The following is a 17,566-nucleotide window of genomic DNA, read 5'->3' on the forward strand; positions in this document are numbered from 1 at the left end:
TATTTTTGTTCTCATGCTTATCGCCCCTGTCCGCCCTACACAATCAAGCCGGGACTGGCCGCGCCCGCCCGCCTGTCTGCCTGCCCGGCAACTGGAATCCCCGCCCGAGGGCGCGCGTGTTGCCGTGGCGGGGCTGGTGATCCTGCGGCAGCGGCCGGGAACGGCCAAGGGGGTGATCTTTGTCACCCTTGAGGATGAGACCGGCATCGTGAACGTGGTGGTCTGGCGCAAGATCTACGAACAGTTCCGCCGCGCGGTGATCTCGGGGCGTCTGCTGCGGGTGACGGGGCGGATGCAGCGGGCGCATTCGGTGACCCATGTGATCGCGGAAGAGATCGAGGATATCTCGGGGATGCTGGATGTGCTGGTGTGGGGGAACGGGTAGGCCACCGGCGATTTTCAAGGACAGAGCGGGACGGGCACAATTTGGTGCCGCACCACGAATTTCGTCAATGTTTCGACAAAGTTGCGTGCATTTTGGTGTCCGATAATGAGGTTACTGTTATGCAAAATAAGTATTTGTACCGTCTTTTCAGACTGCGCAGGCTAATAGTCATCAGCCTGGTCGTTTTCTTCGCACAGTGGGTCATTGGCTGGCAATTGTTCGGGCCATCCGAATTGCTGGCGCACCCGGTTGTGCGAGTTTCGGTTGCGCTGATTGGCACCTCAACAATCCTGGCCCTGGTGATCTGTTTCCCGCGCGTTTGGTGGGAAACCCTGTCAACAGCGCTTGTACTGGGGCTTCTGCTGATGCTGCTGCCACTCATCGAAATGATCCCCGAACTGGCACCTGCAAAGAACATTGCCAAGGCTGTTCCGTGGGTAATCTTCGGGACTGTGTTGGGTAGCATATTTCTTTGGCTCGGTCTGAACAGATTGCCCGAAATACTATTGAAAATTCCGTTTGGGCTGGCGCACTGGACGTCCCGGGTCAGCTACGACATGCCAGCCGACAAAGCGTTCCACATTCTCAAAACAACGCCCAACAGCGACGACGGGTATTATACAACCGGTCCGGTCGGTGAAGACGGGCTGTTTTCAGTATCCATGAAAACAAACACAGTAAACCCGGAAACTTACGAACCCGAAACCCAGGACCTGCGCTACAGGTGCAAAATTGAACAGGAGGGTGAAAGCCACCAAATTCTCTCGGTGTTTTTCATGATTGACGATGAGGCGAATGTAGATGTGGAACGTCTGAGCGTTCAGGCACAAGGAGAGAAAGCAATCTGCACGACGCGCTCGGTAAGAAGCAGGCGGAATATCTATGAAGACCTTGGGTTTTGGCTTCAGGATTTTGGAGGGGATCACCTGTACGGCAGGTTGGCGCGGTCAGACGGCAATAATTCAGTCGCGCTGGTTGATCTTCCTTATGTCTCACCGCTGGTTGGGCTGGCACGGTTTTTCGAACGTTTTAACGATCACCCTCAAAACCCAAACGGCGGTTCTATTTGACAGCGTTCCGCACTTGGCTAGGGATGCGCGCGCCAGTGCCTTAGCGCCGAAACAAAACCCCCTGCGCCTGCTTATCCCGGTGATCACCGCGCAGTTCAGCATGCAATGCGCGCCCGGCCTGAACGCCCGGGCGGGCGCTCACTGCCGCAAGCCAGCGGGTGAAGTTGGGTTTGTCTTCCAGCACCTGCTGCTGGCCTTCCCAAAGACTGGCCCAGCCCCAGATTGACATGTCTGCGATGGAGTAGAAATCGCCCGCAACGAATTCGTTGTCGGCCAGTCGCCGATCCAGAACGCCGTATAGCCGACCGACCTCGGTACGATAGCGGTCCTTGGGATAGGGCAGGTCCTGCGGCGGGTCCAGTTGTGGGGCGTATTTCAGGAAGTGATGGGCCTGACCCGCCATCGGACCGACACCGCCCATCTGCCACATCAGCCATTCTTCGACCGCAATCCTGTCACGCTCGGTCGAACCATAAAAGCGGCCGGTTTTGCGGGCCAGATACATCAGGATCGCACCGCTTTCGAACACGGATACCGGCGCGCCATCCGGGCCGTCCGGATCGACGATCGCAGGCATCCGGTTGTTGGGGGAAATCTTCAGGAATTCCGGATCGAACTGATCGCCCTTGCCGATATCGATCAAATGGGTGGTATATGGCAGCTCCATCTCTTCCAGGGCGATGGATGCCTTCCAGCCATTCGGCGTGGGCCAGAAATACAGGTCGATCATGGTGTCTCCTCAGGTTGAGACGATCATGAGGCTTTCTGTGCAAACGGCAAGAGGTGCTGCGACCGGGGCAGGGCAAAAAGCCGTGACCAGCGGCGCGCAGACTGGTCCGGCACGCCACTGCGCAGCACTCTGAGGCTCAGGTGATCGTGATGGCGCAGCAAGGCATTGTAGACCCGAAGCACGCCGGGGCGTGTGTAACTGGACCAGTGGCAGACCCTGCGCTGAGGGTCGCCGATCGGGAACACCAAACGTGACAGGTGATCCAGCGTGTTCGGGCAGTCAATTTGCAGGGTCACGGCGTTTGGTGCCTGCAGCCCGACACCGATGCTGCGGTCACCGCGCTGGGGCGGTTGGATCAGCCATTCATACATGAAGTCAAACAGATCATTTTCCCGGCTGGTCACGTTGATGAACTCGGCCTGACGGCCCGCCGGGGTGCCAAGCGAATCCAGCGTTCGGCTTTGATAGGCTGCGCCGGTCATCGAAATAATGCGGGTCAGCGAACCGGGCCGGATATGATGCAGCGCCTCAAGCGCAAGCTCTGTGCCCATGGAATGCCCGATGAAATGGATGGGGCGATTCGGGTTCAGTCGGCGCAGGTCGTGGATCAGGTCGGCAAGGGCACGCCCAGCTTCCACCGCTCGGCGGCGCGCGGCCCACAGCGGCCCCCGCGCATCCCAGCCAAATGCGATGCCCAGCCCTTCGTCGTCGAAACCGGACCCAAAGCCCAGTTGCTGCGGCCAACTGGGGCAGTGCCAGGGTACGGATGTCGGGTGCAGAGATAAAATATGCCGATGTGGACAGGCTTTGGCGTCATCGGGCCGGTATTTGTAACCGTGTGTCATGATGATCACCGGCCCCTGCGAATTTCGCGTCTGGCGCAGGGCGCTGCGCGGTGATCGGGGGCTGCGGTGCAGGGCGACGGTGTCGCCGATGGCATTGATCCTGACTACTGGCATGGTTCTGCCTCACACAAGATGTTGTGGCGCCGAATTGACATAACGCTATGACGCTTGGGTGAAAGGAAGGTTACAGATCCGTGACGTTGCACCTGTCAGGGTTGACGCGTTCGCAAGTGCGGCGTAAGGGCAACAGCATCACGTGGCGATTTGTTACCGGATTGCGGGCCACGCTAAACAACACCGCTAAAAGGTCAGGATGAAAGGCCCCTTTCGCTTGACCGCGTCTGGGGTTTTTTTGATGCCTTTGCCGGGCAAGGGCCGAGAGGAATGACATGAGCGAGAGCTGGAACAAACGCACCCAAGCCGTCCATGGCGGCATCCGTCGCAGCCAATACAACGAGGTCAGCGAGGCGATCTTTCTGACCCAGGGCTTTGTCTATGACACCGCCGAACAGGCCGAGGCGCGGTTCATCGAGTCCGGTCCGGATGAGTTTATCTACGCCCGTTACGGCAATCCGACCGTGTCCATGTTCGAACAGCGTATTGCCGCGCTGGAAGGGGGCGAGGACGCCTTTGCCACCGCTTCCGGCATGGCGGCGGTAAATGCCGCGCTGACGTCGATGCTGCAGGCGGGGGATCACGTCGTGTCTGCAAAGGCGTTGTTCGGGTCGTGCCTGTACATACTGGAAAACATCCTGACCAGGTTCGGCGTAGACGTCACTTTTGTCGACGGAACCGATCTGGACGCGTGGAAGGCGGCGATCCGGCCGGACACCAAGGCTGTTTTTTTCGAATCCATGTCGAACCCGACGCTGGAAGTCATCGACATATCAGCCGTTGCCGCGCTGGCCCACGCGGTCGGTGCGACGGTGATCGTCGACAACGTGTTTTCCACTCCGGTCTTTTCGCGTGCGATCGAGCAGGGCGCGGACGTGGTCGTGTATTCGGCCACCAAGCATATCGACGGGCAGGGGCGCGCCCTGGGCGGCGTTATCATCGGAACGCGCGAATTTATCCGCGGAACGGTTGAACCCTATCTCAAACACACCGGCGGCGCGCTGAGTCCGTTCAACGCGTGGATCATGCTGAAAGGTCTTGAGACGATGGCCCTACGGGTCAATGCACAGGCGCAGACGGCCCAGACTATCGCCGAAGCGTTGGAAGGTCACGCCGCACTGGAGCGGACGCTGTATCCGGGATTGAAAACCCACGCTCAGAACGCACTTGTGCAGTCTCAGTTGGGCGGCAAGGGCGGCACTGTTCTGTCGCTGGACATCAAGGGCGGCAAGGACGCGGCGTTTGCGTTCCTCAACGCGCTGACGATTCCGGTGATCTCGAACAATCTGGGGGATGCAAAGTCGATTGCAACACACCCGGCCACGACGACCCATCAACGGTTAAGCGATGATCAGAAACACGAACTGGGGATCACACCCGGTCTGATCCGGTTTTCTGTCGGGCTTGAGGACGCACACGATCTGCTTGCCGATATCAGGCAGGCATTGGACGTTTCTCAGCAATAACATATCTTATTAACCCGGTAACAGGGTCCAAAGCCAAAAGTGGATGGCGCCGGTCCGACGCCCTTCACCGAAATTCGATCCGGGCTGTGATTTGGCGCGTATACAGTTACACTGGAAAACGCGCCAAACGCGTATATAGTCCGGCGACCAACCCGAGGAGCCCCGATCGATGAACGTGCACCCCCGTGACATTGACGACGCACCTGACCGTGATGAAGCCGCATCCGCGCTGAATACCCTGCGCAAGTGGGCTGAAACCGCGACCGAAGCTGAAATCAGCCAGCTTGATCCCGCCATCGCACGGCTGGTACCGGGTCTGGTTCCGGTCAACTACCCGTCGTTGTCTCGGGACTATGCCCAGGATTTCAAGGTTGATGATGCGTACCGTGCGTCTCTGCCCGATCTTCAGAACGGGCCGTCCAGCCTGATCCGTGGCGCAAGGCAGCAGATTCAGCATGTCGGGATCTCGAATTTCCGCCTGCCGATCCGGTTCCACCGCAAGCATGGCGAAGACCTGACGCTGGAAACTTCTGTTACCGGCACGGTCAGCCTTGAGGCGGAAAAGAAGGGCATCAACATGTCCCGGATCATGCGTTCCTTCTACAAACACGCCGAGCGCACGTTCAGTTTCGAGGTTATGGAGGCCGCGCTGAACGACTACATGACCGACCTCGACAGTTTTGACGCGCGTATCCAGATGCGGTTTTCCTACCCGGATCGCGTTCAAAGCCTGCGGTCAGGGCTGGAAGGGTACCAATATTACGACATCGCGCTGGAACTGGTTGAACAAAACGGTGTCCGCCAGAAGATCATGCATCTGGATTACGTCTATTCCTCAACCTGCCCCTGTTCGCTGGAGCTCAGCGAGCATGCGCGCGCGACGCGTGGGCAATTGGCGACGCCGCATTCTCAGCGCTCGGTGGCGCGGATTTCCGTTGTTGTGGATTGCGACGCGGATTGTCTGTGGTTCGAAGATCTGATCGCCTTGTGCCGCCGCGCCGTGCCGACCGAGACACAGGTGATGGTCAAGCGCGAGGACGAGCAGGCCTTTGCCGAACTCAACGCAGCCAACCCGATCTTTGTCGAGGACGCCGCCCGCCTGTTCTGCGCCGAATTGCTGGCCGACCATCATGTCGGTGATTTCCGGGTTGTGGCCAGCCATCAGGAAAGCCTGCACAGTCACGATGCGGTATCGGTTCTGACCCAGGGACCGACCTTTGTTTCACCCAGTCTTGATCCGCGCCTGTTCACCACGCTTTTCCACGTCGGGTGATCGGACCGGGGCGTCGATAAGCCTCAAATCTGGTCAGACGGCGAATTTTTGCCGCACTGCAGCAGTATTTGCTGCGTGCGCACAGTTTTTCGCGCTAAAATGGCTTTGAATGCAGCCGTGGTGTGGCCGTTTCTTAGGTGTCCACACCACTCTGAGAGGAAGCCGAGACGTGCGACGCCCAGGACTGCAAGACATCGCATTCCGTCCGAAATCTCGGCACGGGCAGGGCCCCTCACTCATTTTTTGGTTGCATCGCTTTCACAGGAGAAATGACTAATAAATCCGATTACCCAGCCGCTGGAATTTCAGGCAGCCGCCATTCGCATGGCCGGTTACGCGGTTAGCAACCAAATGAAAATCATGCAGATTCTGGCGGTTTCTGCCATGGAGTTGCCGTTTGCACCCATGAACGCGCTGCATGCATCATCTTCGGTCCCTGCGACAGATACCCCCAAGCCCGAGTTCAAGACAAAGGCAAAACCGGGGGCACCTGTCTCCAAGCGCAAGTCAGCCCCGACTGCGAAAGCCAAGCCTGCGGTTCAGGCAAAAAGGACGGCAAAGCCAAAGGCCGAATCACCCGAGCCCACCGCAGTAAAAACAGCAACAGCCAAGACCAAAGCGCCTGCCGCATCGGCCCCGGCGAAAAGCGCCGCTAAACCCGCTGCTTCACGCCCTGCCACTGCAAAGACCAAATCGCCTGACCTGAAACCTGCTGCCGCGCGCACCCAGAGAGCACCCTCTGCCAAGCCGGCGCCCCGAACGCAGGCAGCCAAACCGGCAGCGGTAAAGACGGAAACCAAACCGGAGGTGACAAAAGCAACTACCAAGCCTGCGGCACGGACCGTCGCCGCGAAACCGGCCGCGCCCAAAGTTGAGGCCGCGAAGCCGGCGCCCAAGCCGGAACCTGCCAAGCCCCAGGTTGTGAATGCTGAGACCGCCCAGAATTCCGCGCCGGCGCGCCGTACACGCGCCCCGTCCAAACCGCCTGCGATGCCTGAGCCGTCAGACAACACCGGCAAGTAAAACGGGACATCCGCTTGACTCAGTCGTGCAGGCGCGCCAACGCTGCGCCTCATGACGGACATGCGCCCGGTTGGATATGTGATTGGCCTGTTGGTCGCCATTCTTGGGGCGACCATGATGCTGCCCATGCTTGCGGATCTCATCGAAGGCCGGGGCGAATGGCATGTGTTTTTTGAAAGCGGCGTTATCACGATCCTGACGGGCGTTGTTCTGTCCCTCAGTTGTTCGAACGGCGTCGGCGAAGGACTGACGATCCGTCAGACCTTTTTGTTGACCACCGGTGTCTGGGTTGCGCTGCCGTTCTTTGGTGCCATTCCGTTTTTGTTCGGCGAAACCGAGCTGCGTTTTGTCGATGCCTATTTCGAAGCGATGTCGGGTCTGACAACGACCGGTTCTACTGTGATCTCGGGGCTCGACGACCTGCCGCAAGGCTTGTTGCTGTGGCGCGGCGTGCTGCAATGGCTGGGCGGCATCGGCATCATTGTCGTCGCTATGGTGTTCCTGCCAGAGCTTCGGGTTGGTGGAATGCAGATCTTCCGCTCGGAAGGGTTTGAAACCATGGGGAAAATCCTGCCGCGGGCGCAAGAAATCGCGGGTCAGATTTCCCTGATCTACGTGTTCCTGACCTTTGTCTGTGTGCTGGTCTATGCCGGGCTGGGGATGAGTTTTTTCGACGCGCTCGTGCACGCGATGACCACTATCGCGACGGGTGGGTTCTCTAATTACGACGCGTCTTTCGGCACGTTTTCGGGACCAACGGAATATGCCGCTTCGGTCTTCATGATCCTCGCGGCGCTGCCGTTCGTGCGGTACGTGCAATTTGCCAACGGCAACACGACATCGATTTTCCGCGACAGTCAGATCCGGGTCTTTCTGGCGACGATACTGGTTCTGGTTGTGATCATGGCGGTTTTCCTGACAACGGTCTTTCCGCATCACTGGGAACAGGCGATCAGGGAATCCCTGTTCAACATCACCTCGATCATTTCCGGCACGGGCTATGCCAGCGTCGACTATATGGGCTGGGGCAATTTCCCGGTCATGCTGTTCTTTCTGATAGGTCTGATCGGCGGCTGCGCCGGCTCGACCGCCTGTTCGATCAAAGTGTTCCGTTACCAGCTGTTGTTCGCGTCCATCAAAACGCAGATCCGTCGCATCCGGTCGCCCCATGGTGTTTTCACGCCACAATATGACGGGCGGACAATCGGCACGGACGTTCTGACCTCGGTGATGAGCTTCTTTATGTTCTTCGTGCTCTCGCTTGGGGTGCTGGCCTGGGCGCTGGCTCTGACCGGGCTGGATTTCATCACATCGGTCTCGGGCGCGGCAACCGCCTTGGCCAATGTGGGGCCGGGGTTGGGGGATCAGATCGGCCCGGCGGGTAATTTTGCCGGGCTGAGTGATACCGCCAAGTGGCTGCTGTCCATTGGCATGCTGGTCGGCAGGCTTGAACTGCTGGCCGTTTACGCGCTGTTTACCGTCCAATTCTGGAGAAGTTGATGAAAAGACCCCTTGGTGCCCAGATCTCGCACATGTTGAAGGATCGGGGCGTTGACGTGATATTTGGCATCCCCGGCGTGCATAATCAGGAAATGTACCGCGGTATTGAAGAGGCCGGTATCACGCATGTTCTGGCGCGCCATGAACAGGGCGCCGGGTTCATGGCCGATGGCTATGCGCGTGCGACCGGCAAGCCGGGCGTTGCCTATGTGATCACCGGGCCGGGGCTGAGCAATATCATGACACCTATGGGGCAGGCGTATTCGGATTCTGTCCCGATGCTGGTGATGTCTTCTTGTCTGGATGACGCGCAGGTGGAACAGGGGCAGTTGCATCAGATGAAGGATCAGCGCGCCGCTGCCGAGACCGTGGCGGACTGGTCCCATCAGGCCAATTCGGCACAGGCGGCATACGCGCTGGTTGAGCGTGCCTTTGAAGAGTTCGAACTGTCCCGCCCGCGCCCCAAGCACATTCAGGTCCCCATCGCCCAGCTTGAGGCCGAGGCCGATCCGGCCCCGTTCCCGCATCAGCCTGGCCTGCGCACAAGGGCTTTGCCGCCTGACATCGCTTCGGTGATTTCGATGCTGAACATCGCGCGTCGGCCGCTTTTCATTCTGGGCGGCGGGGCGCGGTCCAACCTGTGGCGGCAAATTCTGACGCAGCTGGGCGCGGCCTGTTTCACAACCTACGCGGGGCGGGGGATGGCTGGGCTGGGATATGCGCTGGATTTCGGGGCATCTCTGCCGCGTCCGGGCAGCGCGGATATCATCGCGTCGGCCGATCTGGTGGTTGCGGTGGGCGCGGAACTGGGCGAAGTCGATCTGTGGCGGAGTGAACTTGGGCATTCCGCCAATCTCGTGCGGGTCGATCTGGACCCGCAGGTCTTGTCCGACAGGCATAGGGCTGCGGTCAAGCTGCAGGCGGATGGTGAGAGCTTTGCCCAGGCGCTGTTGGCAGCGTCAGATCACGTCAAACCAGCGTCGGGCTGGACGACGGAAGAAGTTGCCGAGGCTCGCAACCGCTGGCGTGCTGAGATAGACGCGGAACGCACCGGGGTTATGCCGGTGATCGACGCGCTGCGGCAGGCCCTGCCGCCGGACACCATGATCTATTCCGACATGACCCAGTTCGCCTATGTTGCCAAGGAAGTGTGGGACATGGCCTATCCGTATCATTGGCACCATCCGACCGGGTTTGGCACGCTGGGCTACGCTCTGCCCGCGGGAATAGGCGGCGCGGTCGCGCGCCGGGGCAAACCCACAGCGGTCATAGCGGGCGATTACGGGTTTCAATACACAATGATGGAACTGGGCGCAGCGGTAGAGCTGGGTCTGTCGCTGCCGATCATTCTGTGGGACAACGGAAAGCTCAAGGAAATTGAAGACAGCATGGTGCGCAGCCAGATCGCGCCAAACGCGGTCGCGGCGCATAACCCCGATTTCTGTAAGCTGGCCGAAGCGTTCGGGGCATTATCTGCCGAGCCAACATCACTGACCGAAATGCAGGACGCTGTTCGCACCGCATTTGATGCGCCGGTTCCGACGCTGATCCGGGTCACCCCCGGTATACGGTAGGCACAAAAAAACGCCGCCCAAAAGGGCGGCGTTTTTCGTTTTCAGAGAACCGCCTTAGTCCCAGCAATGCACAAGAACGGTCATTCCGTTCGCGCGGCGGCTGAGTTCATTGGGCGAAATTTGCGTGGCCGACTGGCTGGATTGCCCGGATACTCCGGCCTTTGACAGGATTTCGTTCAGCCTGTCGACCGTGGCCGCAAGGCTGACCGAGGCGGGCAATGTGCGCCCTTCGGACGGCGTGGGCAGAAGCATTCCGACAACCTGACCGCTGCCGTCGAATACGGGGCCGCCTGCGTCCCCCGGTTGCGCTGCCAGTTCCAGACGCTTGACGCCGTCCTCTCCATTCAGACCGCGCACGTCGGTGATCTGGCCATAGGTCAGCGTCGGCGCGCCCAACGCACCCTGATAGGAAAAACCCGAGACTGCGACCTCGGCCTAAATCCGGGGTCTGTCGGCGCTGAATTCTGCGATGCTGATTGGTACAAGGCTGCTGCTGGGCCGCAGGACTGTCACGCCCAGATCGGTATCTGTCCAGGCAACCTGCAATTCTTGATCGCCCTCCAGGGTGACCCGGCCACAGCTTTCGGCCGCCTCGGCGACGGTCAGGACCGTGCCGCTTTCGTCCGTAAAGAACCCGGATCGGGACAAGCGGGGTTTGCGCACCTGAAGGCCCGACACCAGATCGATGCGCTGCTCGGATTCTGCACCTGCACCGGCATCCAGAACGGCGTCACCGGGCGTGAAACTGGCCTTCATTGCAGCCAACACGCGCGCGCGGCGGGCTTCGTCCTCTTCGGGCCAGACCAGCGTAAAGCCCTTGATCCGACCGTCTTTCAGGGTGGCTTCGGTGTAGGAAACGATGCCGTTGCCGCGACCCTCCAGCGCAAATCGATCGCGCCGCAATTCGCGGGCGCCGTCCAGCGGCACGATTTCCAGCGACTGCATGACTTCATACAGCGCGCGCAATGTCGACCTGTCGCCTTCCTGGCTAATGAGCAGCACCGTTGCGCCCAGATCGGACGATCCGGTGAAATGCGCGAACGGGGCCTCGTACCGGTCGAACGCCACGACACCCAGCGGCAGGTCCAGTTCAATTCCGGCCTGCGCGTCGGTGTATCGATCCATGCCCACGCTGATCAGCGGCGCATTGTAATCTTCCATCAGCGCCATACGCTGCGCAGTGGTCAGAACGCCGGTTGGCTCGTACCCGTTAAAGCGTTGCCAGTCGCCCATCGAACGGCGCGTGCCCTGACCGAATGCACCGTCGATCGTGGAATTGTAGAACCCGGCAGCCTGAAGTGCGGTTTGCAGGTCCCGACGCTCCTGCGCGGTCAAAAGGCGTTCCGATCGCAGCGCCTGCGCGCGTGTTTCATCCGTGGGTTGGGGTGTCAGCCCCGCGACCGGCGGTTCCGGCTGCGGTTCAGCCTCAACCGGTGGCGTGACTGTTCCCCGGTCCAGAATGTTAGCGCCGACAGGCCAGAACTGCTGACCGAGTGAGTTAGAAAAGGCGATGAAACTGTCCGAAGGGATCTGCCCTTCGGCGCGGTATACGCGCAGGACCTGCTCAGCATCGCTGCGCAAATAGGGGCCGATCAGGATGGCGTACCAGCCTGAATTCAGGCGAAACCCGTTCACGTCCGGCAGGGCGTTGGCATAGACCTGAGCCCGGTCCCGCGCCTCGCGCAGCGACGGCTGCGCTTCGACCTGGACCCAGACGGCCGCGTCCTGCTGTGCAAAAGCGGCCCTGACGCCGAAGAGGAAAAGTAACAAGAATACCGTGAATTTGCGTGTCATTGTCTGCCCGTGTCCGCAGTGTTTTAGCTTTGTCGCAGACTACGCGATTAAAAGGGGGGAACGCCATGCTTGGAATACGGGGAATTTCCAGTGTGGCGGCGCAGTGACAGCCTGAACGGATTGGCCCGTTGACGCCCCCTGGCCCCTTGCATAGGAAGGGCAAAACCGACCGGAACCGGGCGCGGATGTGCCCAAAGGGAATGTCATGACCGAACCGTCCAGCGCACCACGTTCATTTCAGGAAATCATCCTGCGGCTTCAGACCTATTGGGCCTCGAAGGGCTGCGCGATCCTGCAGCCCTATGACATGGAGGTTGGGGCAGGAACGTTCCACCCGGCGACCACTCTGCGCGCGCTGGGGTCAAAGGCCTGGGCCGCGGCTTATGTGCAACCCTCGCGTCGTCCGACCGACGGGCGCTATGGTGAGAACCCGAACCGGTTGCAGCATTACTACCAGTATCAGGTGCTGATCAAACCCAGCCCGCCGGACTTGCAGGAACTGTATCTGGGTTCGCTGCAGGCCATTGGCATCGACATGGACCTGCACGACATCCGGTTCGTCGAGGATGACTGGGAAAGCCCCACGCTCGGCGCGTGGGGGCTCGGCTGGGAGGTTTGGTGTGACGGCATGGAAGTCAGCCAGTTCACCTATTTCCAGCAGGTCGGCGGCCATGACTGCGCCCCGGTCTCGGGCGAGCTGACCTATGGTCTTGAGCGGTTGGCGATGTATGTGCTGGGCATCGACCACGTGATGGACATGCCTTTCAACGATCCGCAATCGCCCAGCCCGCTGACCTACGGCGATATCTTCAAGCAAACCGAAGAGGAATATGCCCGCTGGAACTTTGACGTGGCCAATACCGAAGTGCTGCTGCGCCATTTTGAAGAGGCCGAGGCCGAATGCGCCGCCATTCTGGCGCAAGAGCATGATGACCCTAAGACCGGCAAACGCATCATCATGGCGCATCCTGCCTATGATCAGTGCATCAAGGCCAGCCACATCTTTAACCTGCTGGATGCGCGCGGCGTGATCTCGGTGACCGAGCGGCAGGCCTATATTGGCCGGGTTCGGACGCTGGCAAAACAATGCGCAGACGCTTTCATGCTGACCGAGGCCGCCGGGTTCGAGGCCTGATGGGGCGTTCAGGCCAACCCCGGCAGCAAGACTTTCAGGCCGTCCGCGATCATGCTGATCGCTATGGCCGACAGGATCATGCCCATAAAGCGGCTCATGATGACGCGGGCATTGTCCGACAGCCGCCTGGCAAGGGCCGAGGCGTTCCAGAACGTGATGAACAGCAAAAACAGCACGGCCAGAAAAACGCTGGAATAGATGATTGCATCGGCAGGTTTGGAAATATGGTGCGCATACAGGATCAGCGTCGTGATCGTGCCGGGGCCCACCAAAATGGGAAAGGCCAGCGGGTAGAAGGCGACTGTTTCCGGGGCGGGGTAGGATTGCTTTTCCCCTTCGGTCCCGTGGTGCGAGCTGCTTTCGGTGCCGTTCAGCATGTTCAGCCCGATCATCAGAACGACCAGTCCGCCCGCCACGCGCAGGTCATCCACGCTGATCCCGAACAAGCCCAGCGTCTGATTGCCGATGGCGGCGAAGGCACCGCCAAGGATCAGACAGTAGGTGGCTGTTTTCGCGGCAACTTTCCGTTGATCCGCCGGGGTCAGGCCGTCGGTGACGCTCAGGAAAACCGGCAGGTTGGTGATCGGGTTCATGATCGCAAACAGCGCACCGAAAAACCCGACAGCAAGGGTCATGTCCATTCGAAAAGCCTTGTTTCCACCTGTATCAGTTTGGAAACTGGCGCATTTTTCGCGAACTTGAAAGAGGCAGCTTGACAGGGATGATCAAAAGATGACCGGAAAACTGCTTGCCATCATTCTTCTTGTGTCTGCGGCACTGGCTGGTGCGGGTATGTATTACCTGCAGGTCTACGGGTTTTACTATGAAGTAGCTGCTCAGCCCGGAAAGGATGTGGTTCTGCTGCGCAAGGGGGCTGATAGCCCCGAACCGATCAACTACACAGCGTTTCGGGCGATAGACGCCGACAGTTCACCGATCCGGTACCGGGCCTGTTTCGAGACGGATCTTTCGGCCGACGACCTGAGCGCGTTTGTTCCAGCAGAAGACCCCGAACCCCTGACGGCCCCGGGGTGGTTTGACTGCTACGATGCCGAAGCCGTTGCCACGGCTCTGAAATCCGGGCAGGCACGGGCGTTTCTGGGGCAGAAGAACATCCATTACGGGGTCGACCGGATCGTCGCCGTAACACAGGACGGCAGAGGGTTTGTCTGGCACGCGCTGAACAATTGCGGTGAAAAGGCCTATGACGGAACCGTGGTGGGTGAAGAATGCCCGCCCAGACCCGAAAGCTGAGGCAACATGGTCGAGGCGATGCTTCAGATCCCGGATTTTCTGACTGCCACGCTTGGATTTGCGGTCTACCTGATCGGGGCCGAGATCAACGCGCGGGTCTCGGTTTTGCGCCAGTTCAACATACCCGAACCAGTCACCGGAGGGTTGTTGGCGTCGGTCGCATTGCTCATTTTGTATCTTGTCTGGGGCATCGAACTGACCTTCGGACTGACGGCGCGGGATTTCCTGCTTGTTGTTTTCTTTGCCGGAATCGGCCTGAATGCCCGCTTTTCTGATTTAATTTCCGGCGGCAAGCCTCTGTTTTTGCTTCTTGTCCTCACTTTGATCACCATCGTTGCGCAAAACGTGGTCGGGGCAGCTGGCGCGGTCGCATTCGGGTATCCTGCCCAGTCCGGGGTTCTGTTTGGGTCCGCCTCTCTGATCGGCGGCCACGGAACGGCCATTGCCTGGGCTCCCGAGGTAGGTGCCGCAACCGGGTTGGACGGTGCCACTGAACTGGGAGTTGCCGTGGCGACCCTGGGTCTTGTTCTCGCCGCGCTGGTCGGAGGGCCGATTGCCCGCCTGCTGATCGAAGGGAAAGGGTTGACCCCCGATCGCCCGAACGAAGAACATACCATCGGCGTGTCGGGAAGCCCGGGTGAAGCAGCGCTCAGAATTGATCACCTGACGATCATGCGGGTGCTGCTGTACCTGAACATCGCCATCATCTGCGGGTATTTTCTGAACGAGGTGATCCGTTCCGCCGGGCTGAAGCTGCCGCTGTTTGTGCCCTGTCTGATCATGGGGATCATCATTGCCAACCTGCGCTCGGCGCTTGCGCCAAGGGCGCCTGCGGTGTCACGCACGCCCGCGCTGGCACTGATTTCCGAGTTCTCTCTGGGTGCCTTTCTGGCCATGTCGCTGATGAGCCTGCAACTCTGGACCATCGCCGAACTGGGCCTTGCCATCGTGGTCATCATGACGGCGCAGACAGTTCTTGCGGTGGTCTTCGTGATCTGGGTGCTGTTCCCGATCATGGGCGGCAATTACCGCGCCGCCGTGCTGGCCGCTGGGTTTGGCGGGTTCGCGCTGGGTGCCACGCCTACGGCCATTGCCAATATGACCGCCGTGACCAAGCGATATGGCCCGTCACCTATTGCCTTTATCGTGCTGCCCCTTGTATCCGCATTCTTTGTGGACATCGCCAATGCCATCGTCATTCAGACGATCGTTTCATTCTAAGGACCGACAATGCCCGACCTGCTGATCGAACTGTTTTCCGAGGAAATCCCCGCCCGTATGCAGACCCGCGCGGGTGAGGATCTGAAAAAGCGGATCACCGATGGTCTGGTCGAGGCCGGTCTCACCTATGCCGGGGCCGCAGCCCTGACCACGCCACGCCGTCTGACGCTGGCCGTCGACGGGTTGCTGGCCGAAAGCCCCACGATCCGCGAGGAACGCAAAGGCCCCAAGGTCGGCGCGCCGGACAAGGCCATCGAAGGCTTCCTGCGCGGTGCCGGTCTGACCCGTGACCAGCTTGAGGAACGCGATACGCCCAAAGGCGCGGTCTATTTCGCGGCAATCGAAAAACCCGGCCGTCCGGCAGCGGAAATCGTGGCCGAGGTGCTTGAGGCGACGATCCGCAACTTCCCCTGGCCCAAGTCGATGCGCTGGGGCGGTGGTCCATTGCGCTGGGTACGCCCGCTGCATTCGATCTTGTGCATCCTCAGTGATGAAGCCGGCTCGCAGGTGGTGCCGTTGAATATCGACGGCATCACGTCGGGCGAGACAACTGAAGGTCACCGTTTCATGGCGCCGGATCGGTTCCCGGTGAGGTCGTTCGAGGATTACGCTGCCAAGCTGAAACGCGCCTTTGTCGTGCTGAACCCTGCGGATCGCGCCGAACATATCTGGAACGATGCCCAGAACATGGCCTTTGCCGCCGGTCTGGAAGTGGTCGATGACAAGGGCCTGCTGGCCGAGGTGGCCGGTCTGGTCGAGTGGCCGGTGGTGCTGATGGGGCAGATTGACGAAGAATTCCTCGAATTGCCGCCCGAGGTGCTGCAGACCTCGATGAAGGAACACCAGAAGTTCTTTTCCGTGAAGAACCCTAAAACGGGCCGGATCGAACGCTTCATCACCGTCGCCAACCGCGAAACCGCCGACAATGGCGCAACCATTCTGGCGGGGAACCAGAAGGTGCTGTCGGCCCGTCTGGCCGATGCGAAGTTCTTCTGGGAGAACGACCTGCGCGTCGCCAAATCGGACATCGCCCAATGGACCCGCGCGCTGGAGAATGTGACCTTCCACAACAAGCTGGGCACCCAGGCCGAGCGGATCGACCGCATCGCCGCGCTGGCCCGCGAACTGGCCCCGGTTACCGGCGCGGATGCCGATCAGGCCGAGAAAGCCGCGCGTCTGGCCAAGGCCGATCTGAGTTCTGAGATGGTCTATGAATTCCCTGAACTTCAAGGGCTTATGGGGCGGTATTACATCGAAGCCGCAGGTGAAGATGCTGCCGTGGCCGCTGTGGCGCAGGAGCATTATTCTCCGCTGGGTCCGTCAGATGACGTGCCGACCGCGCCTCTCTCAGTGACCGTAGCGCTGGCCGACAAGCTGGACACGCTGACCGGGTTCTGGGCGATTGATGAGAAGCCGACCGGCTCGAAAGACCCGTTTGCGCTGCGTCGTGCGGCGTTGGGAGTAATTCGGTTGGTCATGGAGAATTCTTTGAGACTAAACTCCCTTCCAGTCTTGGCAAGCGCCGCACGAAATCATCCTTCTCCTAGCCAAGATACGGAACTAAAATTTGCAGCGAAAATGGCGGAACCTCATTCGAATGACCCCGCATGGTTTGTCGCGCGCGATGTTGTTGCATTCTTCCATGACCGCCTCAAAGTCTTTCTCCGCGATGAGGGCATTCGTCATGACATCATCGACGCCTGTATTGCGATGGACGGCAATGACGACCTCAACCTGCTGGTCAAACGCGCCCGCGCGCTAAACGCCGTGATTGCGACTGAGGATGGGGAAAACCTCGTGCAGGGGTTCAAGCGTGCCAACAACATCCTGACGCAGGCCGAGGAGAAGGACGGCGTCGAATACTCCTATGGCGCGGATGTGAAATTCGCCGAGACCGACAGCGAAAAGGCGCTGTTTGCCGCGCTCGACGCGGCGCAGGCCGAGATAACGCCGGCGCTGAAGGCCGAGGATTTCCCGAAGGCCATGGCCACGATGGCCGCCTTGCGCGGTCCGGTTGATGCGTTCTTTGACGAAGTTCAGGTCAATACCGACAACGATATCCTGCGCCGTAACCGCCTGAACCTGCTGAGCCAAATCCGGCAGGTCTGCTCCAGCGTCGCCGACCTCAGCAAGATCGAGGGTTGACCCAGATCGCCCTTGCGCCATCGGGGCAGGGGCTTAT

General features: G+C 59.9%; 14 protein-coding genes, 1 pseudogene and 1 riboswitch. Of the genes and pseudogenes, 10 read left to right on the top strand and 5 right to left on the bottom strand.

Annotation, left to right across the window (positions count from 1 at the left end; genetic code table 11):
- The first annotated feature begins 13 nt into the window (after positions 1 to 13).
- Together ACXAC3_RS10790 and ACXAC3_RS10795 are read left to right on the top strand one after the other, a co-directional pair.
- Positions 14 to 385 (top strand): OB-fold nucleic acid binding domain-containing protein, encoded by a 372-nt coding sequence (locus ACXAC3_RS10790; protein ID WP_475159658.1) that lies wholly within the window; start codon positions 14 to 16, stop codon positions 383 to 385.
- A 119-nt stretch (positions 386 to 504) separates the two neighbouring features.
- The gene (locus ACXAC3_RS10795) at positions 505 to 1,455 is read left to right on the top strand and encodes a hypothetical protein (RefSeq protein ID WP_475159660.1); all 951 of its coding nucleotides are present in this window, start codon (positions 505 to 507) and stop codon (positions 1,453 to 1,455) included.
- Between the two features lie 40 nt (positions 1,456 to 1,495).
- On the opposite strand, the gene ACXAC3_RS10800 is transcribed toward ACXAC3_RS10795, so the two are convergent.
- On the bottom strand, positions 1,496 to 2,185 hold the full coding sequence (locus ACXAC3_RS10800) for a glutathione S-transferase N-terminal domain-containing protein (protein WP_475159663.1): 690 nt from the start codon (positions 2,183 to 2,185) through the stop codon (positions 1,496 to 1,498).
- Between the two features lie 23 nt (positions 2,186 to 2,208).
- Complete coding sequence (locus ACXAC3_RS10805; RefSeq protein WP_475159665.1) at positions 2,209 to 3,144, bottom strand: alpha/beta hydrolase; 936 nt, start codon at positions 3,142 to 3,144, stop codon at positions 2,209 to 2,211.
- Between the two features lie 132 nt (positions 3,145 to 3,276).
- Positions 3,277 to 3,354: riboswitch (SAM riboswitch) on the top strand.
- Between the two features lie 65 nt (positions 3,355 to 3,419).
- Here ACXAC3_RS10805 and metZ point away from each other — a divergent pair.
- Positions 3,420 to 4,610 (top strand): O-succinylhomoserine sulfhydrylase, encoded by a 1,191-nt coding sequence (metZ, locus tag ACXAC3_RS10810; RefSeq protein WP_475159667.1) that lies wholly within the window; start codon positions 3,420 to 3,422, stop codon positions 4,608 to 4,610.
- A 169-nt stretch (positions 4,611 to 4,779) separates the two neighbouring features.
- Positions 4,780 to 5,883 carry a GTP cyclohydrolase FolE2 gene (gene folE2 / locus ACXAC3_RS10815; RefSeq protein WP_475159670.1) on the top strand — a complete coding sequence of 368 codons (1,104 nt, stop codon included), beginning with the start codon at positions 4,780 to 4,782 and terminating at the stop codon, positions 5,881 to 5,883.
- A 539-nt stretch (positions 5,884 to 6,422) separates the two neighbouring features.
- Here folE2 and ACXAC3_RS10820 read toward each other — a convergent pair.
- Positions 6,423 to 6,959, bottom strand: coding sequence for a hypothetical protein (locus ACXAC3_RS10820; RefSeq protein WP_475159674.1), 537 nt, complete (start codon positions 6,957 to 6,959; stop codon positions 6,423 to 6,425).
- Between ACXAC3_RS10820 and ACXAC3_RS10825 the strand changes: the two genes are divergently transcribed.
- On the top strand, positions 6,958 to 8,406 hold the full coding sequence (locus ACXAC3_RS10825) for a TrkH family potassium uptake protein (RefSeq protein WP_475159678.1): 1,449 nt from the start codon (positions 6,958 to 6,960) through the stop codon (positions 8,404 to 8,406). The two genes, ACXAC3_RS10820 and ACXAC3_RS10825, sit on opposite strands and share 2 nt — an antisense overlap.
- Positions 8,406 to 9,980 (top strand): 5-guanidino-2-oxopentanoate decarboxylase, encoded by a 1,575-nt coding sequence (locus ACXAC3_RS10830; RefSeq protein ID WP_475159680.1) that lies wholly within the window; start codon positions 8,406 to 8,408, stop codon positions 9,978 to 9,980. The genes ACXAC3_RS10825 and ACXAC3_RS10830 overlap by 1 nt, the downstream gene beginning before the upstream one ends.
- Before the next feature lie 54 nt (positions 9,981 to 10,034).
- Here ACXAC3_RS10830 and ACXAC3_RS10835 read toward each other — a convergent pair.
- Positions 10,035 to 11,774: pseudogene (locus ACXAC3_RS10835) on the bottom strand (serine protease).
- 205 nt (positions 11,775 to 11,979) lie between these two features.
- Between ACXAC3_RS10835 and ACXAC3_RS10840 the strand changes: the two are divergent.
- Positions 11,980 to 12,909: a glycine--tRNA ligase subunit alpha gene (locus ACXAC3_RS10840; protein WP_475159685.1), complete on the top strand. Its 930-nt coding sequence runs from the start codon at positions 11,980 to 11,982 to the stop codon at positions 12,907 to 12,909.
- 8 nt (positions 12,910 to 12,917) lie between these two features.
- Here the strand turns inward: ACXAC3_RS10840 and ACXAC3_RS10845 are convergent, their stop codons facing one another.
- Positions 12,918 to 13,550 carry a MarC family protein gene (locus ACXAC3_RS10845; RefSeq protein ID WP_475159688.1) on the bottom strand — a complete coding sequence of 211 codons (633 nt, stop codon included), beginning with the start codon at positions 13,548 to 13,550 and terminating at the stop codon, positions 12,918 to 12,920.
- Between the two features lie 91 nt (positions 13,551 to 13,641).
- Between ACXAC3_RS10845 and ACXAC3_RS10850 the strand changes: the two genes are divergently transcribed.
- From ACXAC3_RS10850 to glyS, 3 genes are read left to right on the top strand one after another with little or no spacing between them, the layout of a single operon-like run.
- Positions 13,642 to 14,163, top strand: a complete 522-nt coding sequence (locus ACXAC3_RS10850) for a DUF6446 family protein (RefSeq protein ID WP_475159692.1) — start codon at positions 13,642 to 13,644, stop codon at positions 14,161 to 14,163.
- Positions 14,164 to 14,169: 6 nt separating this feature from the next.
- On the top strand, positions 14,170 to 15,384 hold the full coding sequence (gltS, locus tag ACXAC3_RS10855) for a sodium/glutamate symporter (RefSeq protein WP_475159695.1): 1,215 nt from the start codon (positions 14,170 to 14,172) through the stop codon (positions 15,382 to 15,384).
- 9 nt (positions 15,385 to 15,393) lie between these two features.
- On the top strand, positions 15,394 to 17,529 hold the full coding sequence (gene glyS / locus ACXAC3_RS10860) for a glycine--tRNA ligase subunit beta (RefSeq protein ID WP_475159698.1): 2,136 nt from the start codon (positions 15,394 to 15,396) through the stop codon (positions 17,527 to 17,529).
- The last annotated feature ends 37 nt before the right edge of the window (positions 17,530 to 17,566 follow it).

Source organism: Ruegeria sp. ABV4_181 (genome assembly GCF_056158465.1).